The sequence below is a fragment of the Citrobacter sp. S55_ASV_140 genome (assembly GCF_018919505.1).
In the GTDB taxonomy this organism is placed as follows: Bacteria; Pseudomonadota; Gammaproteobacteria; order Enterobacterales; family Enterobacteriaceae; genus Citrobacter; species Citrobacter werkmanii.
Window position 1 is genome coordinate 1 of the sequence record NZ_JAHLQZ010000104.1, and the last position, 13,913, is coordinate 13,913.

Below are 13,913 nucleotides of genomic sequence, written 5' to 3' on the forward strand. Positions count from 1 at the left end.
TATTCAGATGAAAGGCATAAGCATGTAGGTACAGCGGTATATTTCTCGCGCGTTCAGCGAGAAGTTCATGGTTATATTTTCCCATAGTTTTCTCATTCATCACGAATAACAAGTTCCACTGATTCAAGTCGCCAGTATTCAAAATCAACCTGAACCACTTTTTTATCTCGGGTTGCCCGATGTTTTTCTACTAAAATTCCATAAGTATTTGGCGCAACGCCCAGTTCTTTACAGGCCACTTCCGGCATGTTGACCGGTTTAAAAATCATTTCTTTGATATTTAATACATGACCGAACGCATCTTCCCAGACGCTGGCAAAAGACTGATTGCCAAGTTTGTTTATGAATCCTGGCGCAACATCGGCATCAATATAGGATTCATGATAAAACACTTTATGCGAATCAAGACCACACCAGCCGGTAACTAAATAGCGATCGCCGGAGGAGAGAAAAACATCCTCAACATGGTGCGGAACCGTCTCAATCGTTTCCTTGGTCAAATAATCCCAAAAAGGTTTACGCCCCTGGGCACAGGCCTCGGCATTGAAGCTGGAAAGTGATTTCGGGTTATAAATGAATCGCTTCGATGAAATAAACCACCCGCTACGGTTCTTGCGGAAAATACGTGCATCAATCTCCAGCTCGATCAGAACCTGACGTAAGGTCATGCGCTTTGCATCCAGCAGCTCACATAGCTCTCTCTCCGAAGGCAATTTGGAGCCCGCTGGCAAATTATTCTCGTTTAACCAGCTTTCAAAGCGCTCTCTGAGCACATCAACATTGTTTTTCTTTTTCATCTCACTCAATCTGGTTTAAACCAATTTGAAGCTAAGATATTTGAGTGCACGAAATACTCAAGTTTTTTTTCAACGCATCGTTTCTTTTTGTGGGCCAGGTATCAAGAATGGCCTGGACACATGGCGCGACAGGCAGGTTTTAGTACGTGAGGAGATGAACCATGAGGACGATAAATCAGGTGGCGACACCTGATTTAATCGCAAGCTTAAGGTGAGCGTTATTTCCCCCACAAACGGCGGGAATTATCTTCGATCTTGCCGCTTAAACGGCGCTTTTGCATCGTTCTGGTCCAGCTCTTCGATAACCCGGCAGCCGACAGTAAACGGCGATACTGCGAGTCATCAAACGGCATATGCCAGGCAATGGCAATCGCCTCGCGCACGCTGACGTCGCTGACGCGTGACGCCAGGATCAACGGCGCGTCCGTCGAAACCTGACCGGGAGCGATGACGCTGCATAGCCAGCCCGTCTTGCCCGCATTCTGCATCTGGCTGGCCATATCACTAATGCCAAAATGGAAATTCAGCTTAAAGCACGGCGAGCGCGGCTGGGTGACCTGAATCAGCGCGTCTCCCCACTGGAAAATGTCGCCAATATACACATTCTCTTCCATCAGCCCCTCAGTGGAGAGGTTTTCGCCAAAAGCGGGCGCGACAAATAACTCCGCCTGCTCCGGAAACTCTTGTCTCCAGTGCTGATAGTGTTCACGCGGATAGTGGCACAGCGCACGATCCGGCCCACCGTGAATTTTCGTTTCCGCCTGTTCATCCCCCGTCAGGCCCAGTTCGGTCAGCATCAGCTCACCATCGACCTGAACTTTAGCAATCGCGCTGGGACGGCTTCCCGTGTAGTCCCGAATCTTGCCTGTAAAAACATCGACCGGATATCGCATCTGTTCCCTCTCCCGATAAATTTCCCCCATTACACCATATTTATTTTATCCCAGTCGCTCAAAATGAGAGCACGGTTCACATGAAGCTTAGGGACACATGCTATCAATGTAAGCTGGTTTTGAAACATCATTTCAAATAAGGAGTCGACTACGTGACTGGTCAATCGCAATTTGCTGGCGTCTGGTGCCCTTCCATTACGCCAATGGATAATGACGGCAAGATCGATCTCAACGGTCTGAGCCAGCATCTCAAACGTTTAACCGAGGCCAAAATCGACGTGATTTTGCTGATGGGCAGCATCGGGGAGTTTGCTTCTTTTACGCTCGAAGAACGACTGCTGCTGATCCGTGAAGCCCGGGCTATGAGCTCGCTGAAGATGGTCGCCAACGTCTCATCCACCTGCCAGAATGATGTTCTGTTGATGGCGCAGGAAGCGTATCGCGCAGGTTATGATGCCGTGATGATCCTGCCGCCTTACTACTACGGACAAACGGCGAAACAGCTGCTGAGCTACTTCCGCCAGTTGGGACAGAAACTCAGCGGTAAATGGTTTGCCTATAATTTCCCGGCGCGTACCGGCTGTGATTTAACGCCGGAGCTGGTTGCCACTCTCGCTGCCGAGTTCCCAAATTTCGCCGGCATCAAAGATACCGTCGACTGTCAGTCACATACCCGCAGTATGATTCAGACAACGCGCGCCGTGCGGGAAGATTTTGCCGTACTGTCCGGTTATGACGAATACTACATTCCTAACCTGCTGGCAGGCGGGGCGGGGATTATTTCAGGGTTGAACAACGTTATGCCGGAACTGTTTGTCAGCGCGCGGGAGGCGTTTAAGCAGGGCGACCTGGCGACGCTTCGCGATATTCAGGACCAGATTGGCACCTATATGTCCATCTACGCCATTGGCGAAGATTTTGTCACCACCATCAAAACCGTGGTATCGCGTAAGTTTGGCTACTGCACCGGCGTGTCACGTAATGCTGGCGGAGAGTTGAATGAGGGGGAATGTCGGACTATTGATGAGGTGTTCGTCGTCAAAGGTTAACTGACTAAGCCGGATGGCGCAGACCATCCGGCAAAAGAGGCTTACTTCACGGTACCACGAAGATCAATTTCCGCCGCCCTGGCTTTGACCTTTTTCGACCAGATGGACGTGATAATCGGTACCAGAATGGAGGTCACAATCACCGAGGTCGCCACCAGAGAGGTTGCCGCTGGCGCCATCGGTTTAAATGCCGGAACCATTTCAGCAATCAGTACCGGCGTGGCAACCGCCGCACCCGCTGAGCTGGAAGCGGCAATCCCCGCCGTTCCATCGCCGCCGCCAATCAGTTTATCGGCGATAATCAATGGGATCCCGGTGATGATAATCACCGCCACGCCCAGCAGAATCCCCAGCACGCCGGTCTGAGCAATCACGCTCAAATCAATGGTGTTACCCAGCGCGAAGGCGAAGAACGGGATCAGCGTCTGCACCGCTTTGCTGAAGAACTCCCGCAGTTCAGGGTCCAGATTACCCAGCGCAAAGCCAATCAGGAATGGTAATACAGCCCCCACAAACACGTGCGGTTCAAACGAAGCAATCCCGGCGGTTCCCAGAATAACCATGGTCATCAGCGGGCCTGATTCCAGAGACATCAGGACAAATGCCCCGGCCTCTTCTTTGGTGCCATACTGCTGCATAATCGAGGCGTACAGCCCACCGTTAGTCATATCCATGGCGGCCACCAGCGCCAACGTGGACAACCCGGCGAAGAACCCGACTTCCACACCGTGTTCCGGCAGAATGCGTGAGGCAATTGCCGCCACCACCCACGCCACAAAAATTTTGGTGATGACCAGCGTGCCGGATTTACGCAGCACGGTGCCGGTTGCACTTAGCTTAATCGACGCGCCCATACAAAAAAACCAGACCGCCAGAATAGGCACCGTACCGGTGATCATACCGTTGGTAAATGAGCCGAAATATTTCCCGGCGCCGGGTGAAAAGGTGTGACATAACGCGCCGAGGAAAAGCGGCACCAGCATCATCCCGCCAGGGATTCTCTCTATCGTTCGTTTGATCTGCATTTCCATCACCTGTAGACATAAAAATGGGGCAATTTTTATGGGCGATTGCATCTTGCTTTTGAGATGCGCCCGTCTTGATGAACAGAAGATAGACATTCAGAGGAATTATAAAAGTGATCCCACCCGCACAATAAAACATTGTTTCAATTTAAATGGATCATCGTTCCCATGTTGATTTTGATCACAAAAAAGCCCCCACAAGCAGCGCTTGCAGGGGCATTATTTAAGCGTAGAACTTATTTTTTAGCGGCGAAACGCGCTGCTGCTTCGTCCCAGTTCACCACGTTCCAGAACTCTTTAATGTAGTCCGGACGACGGTTCTGGAATTTCAGGTAGTAAGCGTGTTCCCAAACGTCCAGACCGACGATAGGGAAGCCAGAAGCGCCAGAAATGGCTTCACCCATCAGCGGGGAATCCTGGTTAGCGGTGGAAACAACAGCCAGTTTGTCACCTTGCAGAACCAGCCACGCCCAGCCGGAGCCGAAACGGGTGGCCGCTGCTTTTTCAAATTCAGCTTTGAAGTTGTCAACAGAGCCGAAGTCACGTTCGATAGCCGCTTTCAGATCGCCCTGCAGCGTAGTGCCGGTTTTCAGGCCTTTCCAGAACAGGCTGTGGTTAGCGTGGCCGCCGGCGTTGTTACGCAGTACGGTTTTCTTGTCCGCTGGCAGTTGATCCAGTTTGGTGATCAGCTCTTCAGCCGACAGGCTGGCGAATTCAGGCAGACTTTCCAGCGCAGCGTTTGCGTTGTTTACGTAAGTCTGGTGGTGTTTGGTATGGTGAATTTCCATCGTCTGCTTATCGAAGTGCGGTTCAAGGGCATCATAAGCGTACGGCAGGGATGGCAGTGTATAACTCATAATCATCTCCAGTGTTGTCGGGCGGCCAGTGTTAACGCCGCGTAAGCAGTTGGGTCATTATAGTTAATTAAATGATATTGAAAATGATTATCAATGCCGTACTTTTTACAAGGTTTTAATCGATCAGTTTATTGTAAAAGATGTGAACCGAATCACCCACTTAACGTGATGATTGCCAACATGCGCAAAATGGCGGCAAGCGTTAAAAGGTTAATACCCTGCGTAATTTTTAAACTCGTCAGGTCGGAGGGGTCATTACCGACGATAAAAAATAACGAGGATTAAGTCATGAGTAACGCGATTACGATGGGTATCTTTTGGCATTTGATAGGCGCAGCCAGTGCAGCTTGTTTCTATGCCCCGTTCAAGCAGGTCAAACATTGGTCATGGGAAACGATGTGGTCGGTAGGCGGGATCGTCTCCTGGCTTATCCTTCCGTGGACTATCAGCTCTATGTTACTTCCCAATTTCTGGGCCTACTTCAGCTCCTTCAGCCTTTCCACACTAGCCCCGGTATTTCTTTTCGGGGCGATGTGGGGGATTGGCAACATTAACTATGGCCTGACCATGCGCTATCTCGGTATGTCGATGGGTATCGGCATTGCGATAGGTATTACGCTGATTGTCGGCACGCTGATGACCCCGATTATCAACGGCAACTTTGATGTGCTGATCAACACCTCCGGCGGACGCATGACGCTGCTTGGCGTGTTGGTCGCACTGATTGGCGTGGGCATTGTTACCCGTGCGGGTCAATTAAAAGAACGCAAAATGGGCATCAAAGCCGAAGAGTTCAACCTGAAAAAAGGGTTGGTTCTGGCGGTCATGTGCGGCATTTTCTCCGCGGGGATGTCATTTGCGATGAACGCCGCGAAACCGATGCACGATGCCGCCGCCGCATTGGGTGTGGACCCGCTGTATGTCGCTCTGCCCAGCTATGTGGTTATCATGGGCGGTGGTGCGCTGGTTAACCTGGGTTTTTGCTTTATTCGTCTGGCAAAAGTGAAGAACTTGTCGATAAAAGCCGACTTCTCGCTGGCAAAACCGCTGATCATCAGCAACGTGCTACTCTCCGCGCTCGGTGGCTTGATGTGGTATCTGCAATTTTTCTTCTACGCCTGGGGTCACGCGCGTATTCCGGCACAGTATGACTATGTAAGCTGGATGCTGCACATGAGTTTCTATGTCCTGTGCGGCGGGATTGTTGGTCTGGTATTGAAAGAGTGGAAAAATGCGGGTCGACGTCCGGTCAGCGTACTGAGTCTTGGCTGCGTGGTAATTATTGTCGCGGCAAACATTGTTGGTCTGGGAATGGCCAGCTAAGCATGCTGGGTACTGAGATGACGCCACTGGCTCGGCGTCATCTATCGTTAGTTTGATACACACAAATTTTTATTTGCCAGATTAATTTTTTAATAGGTAGTACGGTGATTCCATTCATCGGTATAGATGATATTACCATCGCAATGCTTCCAGGTGATTTTCTCGTAGCGAAGCAGTACCGTTTCAAGATGTGTACCTGTTGATGAGCCGGGATACAAATCAGGCGTGATGGACGTAAGCTTTACGTTGTGAAGAATGATGTTGAAATATTCCTTTTCAATCCCTGCTTCATTAATTGAGTACATTTTGATCGTCGCTGATTTGAGCGTAGCTCCGGTACTTAATCTCTGTACAAAAAAGGTGTAACCCGGTCGAATTCTTTTTGAAACATGATGGGTGCATGAATTCGCGTACCCGTTAGGCGCCCTGTATTACTATCAACCGGGATATTGATGTTGTGAGTCAGTGACTTTATTTCAATAGCTCCGACACGTCCGACAACCAGAGATGAGCCTGACATAGGAGAACCATTTTCATCTGTTAGCCACAAATAAGCTGGGTTAGACATTTAAACTCCTTTTATTTAAACTTGGTGAACCGTGAAGTCAATCGGGGAAACAACCACATCAGAATAATAAGTGTAATTAATGTTAGCAATAAACAATATTTAGGGAACAGATGAAGCCATAATAAACCAAAGCCTATTACCAGAACTGGAAACACTACACCTTCTAATAAAAGTGTTATCAAACTCTTAAACACTAAAATCCCCCTGTAAAAAATCAGCTAAGTCATCAAGATTTGAGAAGAGTTGAGACTTTGCTCTGCTAATCATTTTGGAAATTGCTGGTTCGACAAAATAATAAAGCATTTCAAGCTTTGCCTGATATAAAATCCAATAATAATCTGAATCCACTGCTTTTAGATGACGGGCAGCAAGCGCACACTTTTGTTGAACGCCGAAAAACTGAAGCACGAATACTGCTTGTGGTAGCTTTGCAGATAGACGTTCAACAATGATTTTAGACATGAAACCAGACTGAGACAACGCAAGAGAAGCCGCGGAAGCAAAAGCGTACCTGGTCCCTCCTGCAATATTCATATGAGAGGCTATTGCTGACATTTTTCTGATTAACTGACGCGCCGAACCTTCTGGATTACCTTCATCAACATCATCACTTATCATTTTGAAGTACAAATAGAGCATATATGCAATTACATCACGATATCTATATATAGACTCTATGGAATAGAGTGTTCTTATTTCTTCAGTCTTTAACTCCTGACAAACATCATTGTATTGCGGTATAAAGCATGATGAATACCAACTAGCTCGCTCCATACCCGAATATATATCTGAAGCAACTCCCCGGGCTGACTGCAAAACTCCACCAACCGCATTCTGAGTGGTTAGCGCCAGCCGCCTGTCATTTTGAAATTTCATTCTTAAATAGTCAGAAGCCCGCATTGTTTAACGCCCAATAATTTCTGGTAAATTATTTCAACATACGCTCATCATTCTCTCCTGATAATGGTCGTTATTCCTATTTTAGGCTTTATTTACAGAAGTGAGCCATCGCGAAATTTTCAATTTTTGGAGGGATCGCTGTCAGATTTTATCATCTTGATATCCGACGTAATCATGGTTACTCACTCAGCCAGATGACGCCACTGGCTCGGCGTCATCCCGGTTTCCCGCGTAAACACCACCGAAAAGTAGTTACTGTCCTCAAAGCCACAGCGCATGGAAATCTCACTAATCATTAACCGGCTGTGCTTGAGCAGATACTGAGCATGGCAAACCCGCACCTGGCGGAGATACTGGTTGATGGTCATCCCGGTCTGGCTGCGAAACTGCTGGCGCAAAACGCGTTCGCTGCACTGTTCGCGCTCGCAAAATTTATCCAGTTCGAAAGCATGCTCATGACTCCCGGCTAATGCGGTAATGAGTTTATCCAACAGCGTTTCACTCGACGTTGCCGGGAGCGTATCTGTCGCATAACGATGGCGTTTAAGGAGGGTCACCAGTTGCCCGAACAGCAGTTCCGCCATGTTAAAAGCCTGCGCATCGCGTTGATTGCTTTCATGCTCAAGCTGGCTTATCACCTGCCTGGCCTGAGTCATGCCAACGCTGCCGAGTCGCCAGTGCGGCTGCCGTGGCGTACCGTTAAATCCGGGGATCGCCCCTTCCCAGTCAACATTCAGCGTTAACCGCTCCGGGCAGTAGATGATATTTTGCAAAACTAGGTCATTTACGGAAGTGTAGGAATGTTTGTCTTCAGCGCGAATGTAAAACAGATCGCCACGGGTTATCCGGTACGGACGATCGTTAAGAACATGCAGACCATTGCCGCGCCAGACCAGGACCAGCTCGCAAAATTCATGGGTATGTTCCGCAAAGACATCCTGCGGATAACGGTCAGCCACGGCGACAGCCTGCTGTTCATGCGCGAAAAAGTCTGATGTCAGAAGGATTAGCTGATTCGCCATCACAATATTCCCTGCCATCCGGCGTTAAGGAACATGATTATCTGAGATTCGGCGGTAAAAAACGTTGATAGCTTTCGCGTTACTGCAGGCTGCTTCCCGCAATGAGATCGCGCCCCTGACGAATATCGCGTGGCGACCAATTAAACTCCCGGCGAAAAAGCGTCGAAAAGTGATTACTGTCGCCGAAACCGCAGAGATACGCGATATCCGTCACGCTGTCCTCACTATGACGAAGCAGATGTCTCGCTTTAATAAGCCTCAGGCGGTTAAGGTAGCGCTGGGGCGTCAATCCCGTTTGTTGTTTAAGCTGGCGGTGCAGTGTACGCAAAGAGAGCGAAAACTTTTCGGCCAGCGCCTCCCAACACACCTCGTCAGCAAAGTTATCTTCCAGCCACGCCATCAGAAGGTTAAGCCGCGCGTCGTTATCGGTTGCCGCTGCCATCAGGCTGCTTTTACGCAACACGACCAGTAGCTGCATAAACAGAATTTCACGATTTGCCGCCGTCGGCGTATCCATTCCTTCACCGAGCGCTTCCATTTGCCCCACCAACTGTCGGACCTGCTGTAATACCCCCTGGTTTACCCGCCAATGGGATGGATACTGCCCATTCTGTTCCTGAGGTAAAAGCTGATTCAGCCCGGCTAAAAATTGAAACGCATCCGGGGAGCGATACAGGACATTGGTCAGACACAAATTGTCAGTATGTTCATATAAATGCCGGTCATGATCGCGGACGAAACACACCGTACCACCGCTGATGGCATACGGTTGCCCGTTGAACACGTGGATCCCCGTACCATGCTCGACCACCACAATTTCATGAAAATCATGATGATGTTCAGGAAACGCGGGTTGAGGAAGCCGCGGTTCAATAGCCACTGGCGCTTTACCTGTCGGAAAAAAGTCTACGCAATGCAGTACAGTCATGACGGCTCCCCCTGTTTAGCGAATATGGCTGAATAGTAATTAAGGGTTACTACCCTCACCTTAAATTTTTGACGCCAAAGTGCGTAAACATGGTCAATTCTTCAAGATACGGTGGGAAAGATCGGGAATTGCGGAAGGCGTCACATCTGCCCGAATCCGCCCCATGAGTAGAAACTGTGAACATCATCACGTTCACCTTTGCCATGTTGCCAGCCGCTAATTGTGCCTGTCACTGTTAAGAAGGTACGTCTTATCGGGGGTTCTTAGACTGAGTGCAATAAAACTCAGAAGGACCTCGCTATGACTTTTCGCCATTGTGTCGCTGTCGATCTCGGCGCATCCAGCGGGCGCGTAATGCTGGCGCGTTACGACAGTGAACACCGCACCCTGACGCTGCGTGAAATCCACCGCTTCGTTAACTGCCTACAAAAAACGGACGGTTTTGACACCTGGGACATCGACAGCCTGGAAAACGACATTCGTCTGGGTCTGAAGAAAGTCTGCGATGAAGGCATTCTGATAGACAGCATCGGCATTGATACCTGGGGTGTGGATTACGTGCTGGTCGATAACGCCGGTCAGCGCGTCGGTCTGCCGATCTCTTACCGTGATAATCGCACGACAGGCATTATGTCGCAGGCGATGGTGCAACCGGGTAAAAACGAGATTTACCGGCGTAGCGGTATTCAATTTCTCCCCTTTAACACCCTGTATCAGTTGCGCGCGCTGGTTGAACAGCAACCAGAATTGCTCCCGCAGGTGGCGCATGCCCTGCTGATCCCCGACTACTTCAGTTTTCGCCTGACCGGTGAAATGAACTGGGAATACACCAATGCCACCACCACCCAGTTAGTCAATATCAATACCGACGACTGGGATGACACGCTGCTGGTGTGGACCGGGGCAGACAAAACCTGGTTTGGTCGCCCGACGCATCCGGGGAACGTCATTGGCCACTGGATTTGCCCGCAGAAAAATCAAATTCCGGTCGTGGCGGTTGCCAGTCACGACACGGCCAGCGCGGTCATTGCTTCGCCGCTCGCCGATAAAAACAGCGCGTATCTCTCTTCCGGCACCTGGTCGCTGATGGGGTTTGAGAGCAGAACGCCGTATACCAACGATGCGGCGTTGACGGCGAATATTACCAACGAAGGCGGCGCGGAAGGGCGCTACCGGGTACTGAAAAATATTATGGGGCTGTGGCTGCTCCAGCGCGTATTAAAAGAGCGTCAGATCGACGACCTGCCAACGCTTATCGCCGAAACGCAAGCGCTGCCGGCTTGCCAGTTCCTGATAAACCCGAACGACGATCGCTTTATCAACCCCGACGATATGAGTGCGGAAATTCAGGCGGCCTGTCGTGAATCGGGCCAACCTGTTCCTCTGCAAAACGCCGAACTGGCGCGCTGTATCTTCGACAGCCTGGCGCTGCTGTATGCCGACATTCTGCAAGAGCTGGCGGACCTGCGTGGTGCAGCGTTTAGCCAATTACACATTGTTGGTGGCGGTTGCCAGAACGCGTTACTGAATCAGCTGTGCGCGGATGCCTGCGGTATTCGCGTTATGTCCGGGCCGATTGAGGCCTCCACGCTCGGCAACATCGGCATCCAGTTGATGACGCTGGACGAGCTTAACAACGTCGATGATTTCCGTCAGGTAGTGCGTGCCAACTACGACCTGACCACCTTCATTCCCAATCCGGAAAGTGAAATTGCCCACTACCAGGCGCAGTTTCAATCACTACGACAGACAAAGGAGCTTTGCGCATGACCACTCAACTTGAACAAGCCTGGGAACTGGCAAAACTGCGTTTCGCCGCGGTAGGTATTGATGTCGAGGCGGCCTTACGCCAGCTCGATCGTCTGCCGGTCTCCATGCACTGCTGGCAGGGCGATGACGTCGCCGGTTTCGAAAACCCGGAAGGCTCGCTCACTGGCGGAATTCAGGCTACCGGCAATTATCCTGGCAAAGCGCGCAACGCGACCGAACTGCGTGCCGATCTGGAGCAGGCGCTGAGCCTGATACCGGGTCCAAAACGCCTGAATCTGCATGCGATCTATCTGGAATCCGATACGCCGGTTGCCCGCGACCAAATCAAACCGGAACACTTCAAAAACTGGGTTGAGTGGGCGAAAGCAAACCAGTTAGGGCTGGATTTCAACCCGTCCTGCTTTTCTCATCCGCTGAGCGCCGACGGCTTCACGCTGGCCCATGCCGATGACCACATTCGCCAGTTCTGGATTGACCACTGCAAAGCCAGCCGTCGCGTTTCGGCGTATTTTGGCGAACAGTTGGGTACGCCGTCGGTAATGAACATCTGGATCCCGGACGGTATGAAAGATATCACCGTTGACCGTTTAGCGCCGCGCCAGCGCCTGCTGGAAGCACTGGACGAAGTGATCAGCGAAAAACTCGACCCGGCACACCATATTGACGCCGTTGAGAGCAAGCTGTTTGGCATCGGCGCTGAAAGCTACACCGTCGGCTCCAACGAGTTCTATATGGGCTACGCCACCAGCCGCCAGACCGCGCTGTGCCTGGATGCGGGACACTTCCATCCGACTGAAGTGATTTCCGACAAAATCTCCGCCGCCATGCTGTATGTACCGCGCCTGCTGCTGCACGTCAGTCGTCCGGTGCGCTGGGACAGCGATCACGTGGTGCTGCTGGATGATGAAACTCAGGCTATTGCCAGCGAAATCGTCCGCCACAACCTGTTTGATCGCGTACACATCGGTCTCGACTTCTTCGACGCTTCCATTAACCGCATCGCGGCATGGGTTATCGGCACCCGCAATATGAAAAAAGCCCTGCTGCGCGCGCTGTTAGAACCAACCGAGCAACTGCGTCAGCTCGAAACCAGCGGCGACTACACCGCACGTCTGGCCCTGCTGGAAGAACAAAAATCACTGCCGTGGCAGGCCGTCTGGGAAATGTATTGTCAGCGCCACGACACGCCAGCGGGCAGCCAGTGGCTGGATAGCGTTCGCGCCTATGAAAAAGAGATCCTGAGCAAACGTAGCTGATAGCGACACCTGATCTGTAGGCCGGATAAGACGCCCCGCGTCGCCATCCGGCAATAAATAAAACACGATTGCCGGATGGCGCTGCGCTTATCCGGCCTACGTAAGACCCGATAACCTTCGGGCAATAAATGGGAGCACCGAACATGCAGAACATTACTCATTCCTGGTTTGTCCAGGGAATGATCAAAGCCACATCCGATGCGTGGCTGAAAGGCTGGGATGAACGTAACGGCGGCAACCTGACGCTGCGCCTGGATGAAGCAGACATCGCGCCATTTAGCGGCGATTTCCACGACAAACCGCGCTATATTGCGCTGAGTCAACCCATGCCATTGCTGGCGAATACGCCATTTATCGTCACCGGCTCGGGTAAATTTTTCCGTAACGTTCAGCTCGATCCGGCGGCAAATTTAGGCGTAGTGAAAGTGGACAGCGACGGTGCGGGCTATCACATCCTTTGGGGCCTGACCCACGAAGCGGTGCCAACCTCCGAATTGCCAGCCCACTTCCTCTCTCACTGCGAACGCATTAAAGCGACGAACGGCAAAGATCGCGTGATCATGCACTGCCACGCCACCAACCTGATCGCCCTGACCTATGTGCTGGAAAACAACACCGCGCTGATCACCCGCAAACTGTGGGAAGGCAGCACCGAGTGCCTGGTGGTGTTCCCGGATGGCGTCGGCATTTTGCCGTGGATGGTGCCGGGTACGGATGAAATCGGCCAGGCGACCGCGCAGGAAATGCAGAAGCATTCGCTTGTTCTGTGGCCGTTCCATGGTGTGTTCGGCAGCGGCCCCTCCCTCGATGAAGCATTCGGTTTGATCGATACCGCTGAGAAATCCGCTGAGGTTTTAGTCAAAATCTATTCGATGGGCGGTATGAAGCAGACCATCACGCGTGAAGAACTGGTCGCACTCGGCAAACGTTTTGGCGTGACTCCGCTGGCAAGCGCACTAGCATTATAAGGAGAATAGTAATGAGTTTTATGTTGGCACTACCCAAAATTAGCCTGCATGGCGCTGGAGCGATTGCCGATATGGTGAACCTCGTGGCGAATAAGCAATGGGGCAAAGCGCTGATTGTTACCGATGGTCAATTGGTGAAACTGGGCCTGCTGGATAGCCTGTTTAGCGCGCTGGATGAACATCAAATGTCTTACCACCTGTTTGATGAGGTGTTCCCAAACCCGACAGAAGAGCTGGTGCAGAAAGGTTTTGCGACGTATCAGAGCGCAGAATGTGACTACATTATCGCCTTCGGCGGCGGCAGTCCGATCGATACCGCTAAAGCGGTGAAAATCCTGACCGCCAACCCAGGCCCTTCTACCGCATACTCCGGCGTGGGCAAAGTGAAAAATGCCGGCGTTCCGCTGGTCGCCATCAATACCACCGCCGGCACTGCTGCAGAAATGACCAGCAATGCGGTGATTATCGACTCTGCTCGCAAGGTTAAAGAGGTGATCATCGACCCGAACATCATCCCGGATATCGCCGTGGATGATGCCAGCGTGATGCTGGAAATC

General features: G+C 51.2%; 13 protein-coding genes and 1 pseudogene. 6 read left to right on the forward strand and 8 right to left on the reverse strand.

Annotated elements, in window-relative coordinates; genetic code table 11:
* Positions 1-92 precede the first annotated feature (92 nt).
* Both KQJ18_RS15245 and yiiM read right to left on the reverse strand, forming a co-directional pair.
* Positions 93-797 carry a GntR family transcriptional regulator gene (locus tag KQJ18_RS15245; RefSeq protein WP_060683053.1) on the reverse strand — a complete coding sequence of 235 codons (705 nt, stop codon included), beginning with the start codon at positions 795-797 and terminating at the stop codon, positions 93-95.
* Between the two features lie 218 nt (positions 798-1,015).
* Positions 1,016-1,690: a 6-hydroxyaminopurine reductase gene (gene yiiM / locus KQJ18_RS15250; protein WP_150344471.1), complete on the reverse strand. Its 675-nt coding sequence runs from the start codon at positions 1,688-1,690 to the stop codon at positions 1,016-1,018.
* A 152-nt stretch (positions 1,691-1,842) separates the two neighbouring features.
* On the opposite strand from yiiM, the gene KQJ18_RS15255 reads away from it, so the two are divergent.
* Entirely contained in the window at positions 1,843-2,739 is an 897-nt protein-coding gene (locus KQJ18_RS15255) for a dihydrodipicolinate synthase family protein (protein WP_042313435.1), read from the forward strand.
* A 41-nt stretch (positions 2,740-2,780) separates the two neighbouring features.
* Here the strand turns inward: KQJ18_RS15255 and kdgT are convergent, their stop codons facing one another.
* Together kdgT and sodA are read right to left on the reverse strand one after the other, a co-directional pair.
* The gene (gene kdgT, locus KQJ18_RS15260; RefSeq protein ID WP_216422230.1) at positions 2,781-3,764 is read right to left on the reverse strand and encodes a 2-keto-3-deoxygluconate transporter; all 984 of its coding nucleotides are present in this window, start codon (positions 3,762-3,764) and stop codon (positions 2,781-2,783) included.
* A 236-nt stretch (positions 3,765-4,000) separates the two neighbouring features.
* Positions 4,001-4,621 carry a superoxide dismutase [Mn] gene (sodA, locus tag KQJ18_RS15265; RefSeq protein WP_038635943.1) on the reverse strand — a complete coding sequence of 207 codons (621 nt, stop codon included), beginning with the start codon at positions 4,619-4,621 and terminating at the stop codon, positions 4,001-4,003.
* A 288-nt stretch (positions 4,622-4,909) separates the two neighbouring features.
* On the opposite strand from sodA, the gene rhaT reads away from it, so the two are divergent.
* On the forward strand, positions 4,910-5,944 hold the full coding sequence (rhaT, locus tag KQJ18_RS15270; protein WP_216422231.1) for an L-rhamnose/proton symporter RhaT: 1,035 nt from the start codon (positions 4,910-4,912) through the stop codon (positions 5,942-5,944).
* Positions 5,945-6,033: 89 nt separating this feature from the next.
* Here the strand turns inward: rhaT and tssD are convergent.
* The 4 genes and pseudogenes from tssD to rhaS all read right to left on the reverse strand — a co-directional run bounded on the left by tssD (position 6,034) and on the right by rhaS (position 9,362).
* Positions 6,034-6,512, reverse strand: a pseudogene (tssD, locus tag KQJ18_RS15275) (type VI secretion system tube protein TssD).
* Between the two features lie 186 nt (positions 6,513-6,698).
* Complete coding sequence (locus KQJ18_RS15280) at positions 6,699-7,388, reverse strand: hypothetical protein (protein ID WP_253297495.1); 690 nt, start codon at positions 7,386-7,388, stop codon at positions 6,699-6,701.
* Between the two features lie 206 nt (positions 7,389-7,594).
* Positions 7,595-8,434 carry an HTH-type transcriptional activator RhaR gene (gene rhaR, locus KQJ18_RS15285; RefSeq protein WP_110496321.1) on the reverse strand — a complete coding sequence of 280 codons (840 nt, stop codon included), beginning with the start codon at positions 8,432-8,434 and terminating at the stop codon, positions 7,595-7,597.
* A 79-nt stretch (positions 8,435-8,513) separates the two neighbouring features.
* Entirely contained in the window at positions 8,514-9,362 is an 849-nt protein-coding gene (gene rhaS / locus KQJ18_RS15290) for an HTH-type transcriptional activator RhaS (RefSeq protein WP_038635932.1), read from the reverse strand.
* A 300-nt stretch (positions 9,363-9,662) separates the two neighbouring features.
* On the opposite strand from rhaS, the gene rhaB reads away from it, so the two are divergent.
* The 4 genes from rhaB to KQJ18_RS15310 form a co-directional block, all read left to right on the forward strand.
* A complete protein-coding gene (gene rhaB, locus KQJ18_RS15295) occupies positions 9,663-11,132 on the forward strand; it encodes a rhamnulokinase (protein WP_216422233.1) in 1,470 nt (489 codons plus the stop codon).
* Positions 11,129-12,388 carry an L-rhamnose isomerase gene (gene rhaA, locus KQJ18_RS15300; protein WP_204564398.1) on the forward strand — a complete coding sequence of 420 codons (1,260 nt, stop codon included), beginning with the start codon at positions 11,129-11,131 and terminating at the stop codon, positions 12,386-12,388. Before rhaB ends, rhaA begins: the two co-directional genes overlap by 4 nt.
* 143 nt (positions 12,389-12,531) lie before the next feature.
* A complete protein-coding gene (rhaD, locus tag KQJ18_RS15305) occupies positions 12,532-13,356 on the forward strand; it encodes a rhamnulose-1-phosphate aldolase (protein WP_137347092.1) in 825 nt (274 codons plus the stop codon).
* Positions 13,357-13,367: 11 nt separating this feature from the next.
* Positions 13,368-13,913: iron-containing alcohol dehydrogenase (locus KQJ18_RS15310; RefSeq protein WP_216422234.1), on the forward strand; the 546-nt coding region annotated here is incomplete at its 3' end.

Excerpts from the sequence above, each read along its gene's own strand:
- KQJ18_RS15245 (WP_060683053.1), bottom strand. The coding sequence starts at position 797 with ATGAAAAAGAAAAACAATGTTGATGTGCTCAGAGAGCGCTTTGAAAGC.
- yiiM (WP_150344471.1), bottom strand. The coding sequence starts at position 1,690 with ATGCGATATCCGGTCGATGTTTTTACAGGCAAGATTCGGGACTACACG.
- kdgT (WP_216422230.1), bottom strand. The coding sequence starts at position 3,764 with ATGCAGATCAAACGAACGATAGAGAGAATCCCTGGCGGGATGATGCTG.
- sodA (WP_038635943.1), bottom strand. The coding sequence starts at position 4,621 with ATGAGTTATACACTGCCATCCCTGCCGTACGCTTATGATGCCCTTGAA.
- rhaT (WP_216422231.1), top strand. The coding sequence starts at position 4,910 with ATGAGTAACGCGATTACGATGGGTATCTTTTGGCATTTGATAGGCGCA.
- KQJ18_RS15280 (WP_253297495.1), bottom strand. The coding sequence starts at position 7,388 with ATGAAATTTCAAAATGACAGGCGGCTGGCGCTAACCACTCAGAATGCG.
- rhaR (WP_110496321.1), bottom strand. The coding sequence starts at position 8,434 with ATGGCGAATCAGCTAATCCTTCTGACATCAGACTTTTTCGCGCATGAA.
- rhaS (WP_038635932.1), bottom strand. The coding sequence starts at position 9,362 with ATGACTGTACTGCATTGCGTAGACTTTTTTCCGACAGGTAAAGCGCCA.
- rhaB (WP_216422233.1), top strand. The coding sequence starts at position 9,663 with ATGACTTTTCGCCATTGTGTCGCTGTCGATCTCGGCGCATCCAGCGGG.
- rhaA (WP_204564398.1), top strand. The coding sequence starts at position 11,129 with ATGACCACTCAACTTGAACAAGCCTGGGAACTGGCAAAACTGCGTTTC.
- rhaD (WP_137347092.1), top strand. The coding sequence starts at position 12,532 with ATGCAGAACATTACTCATTCCTGGTTTGTCCAGGGAATGATCAAAGCC.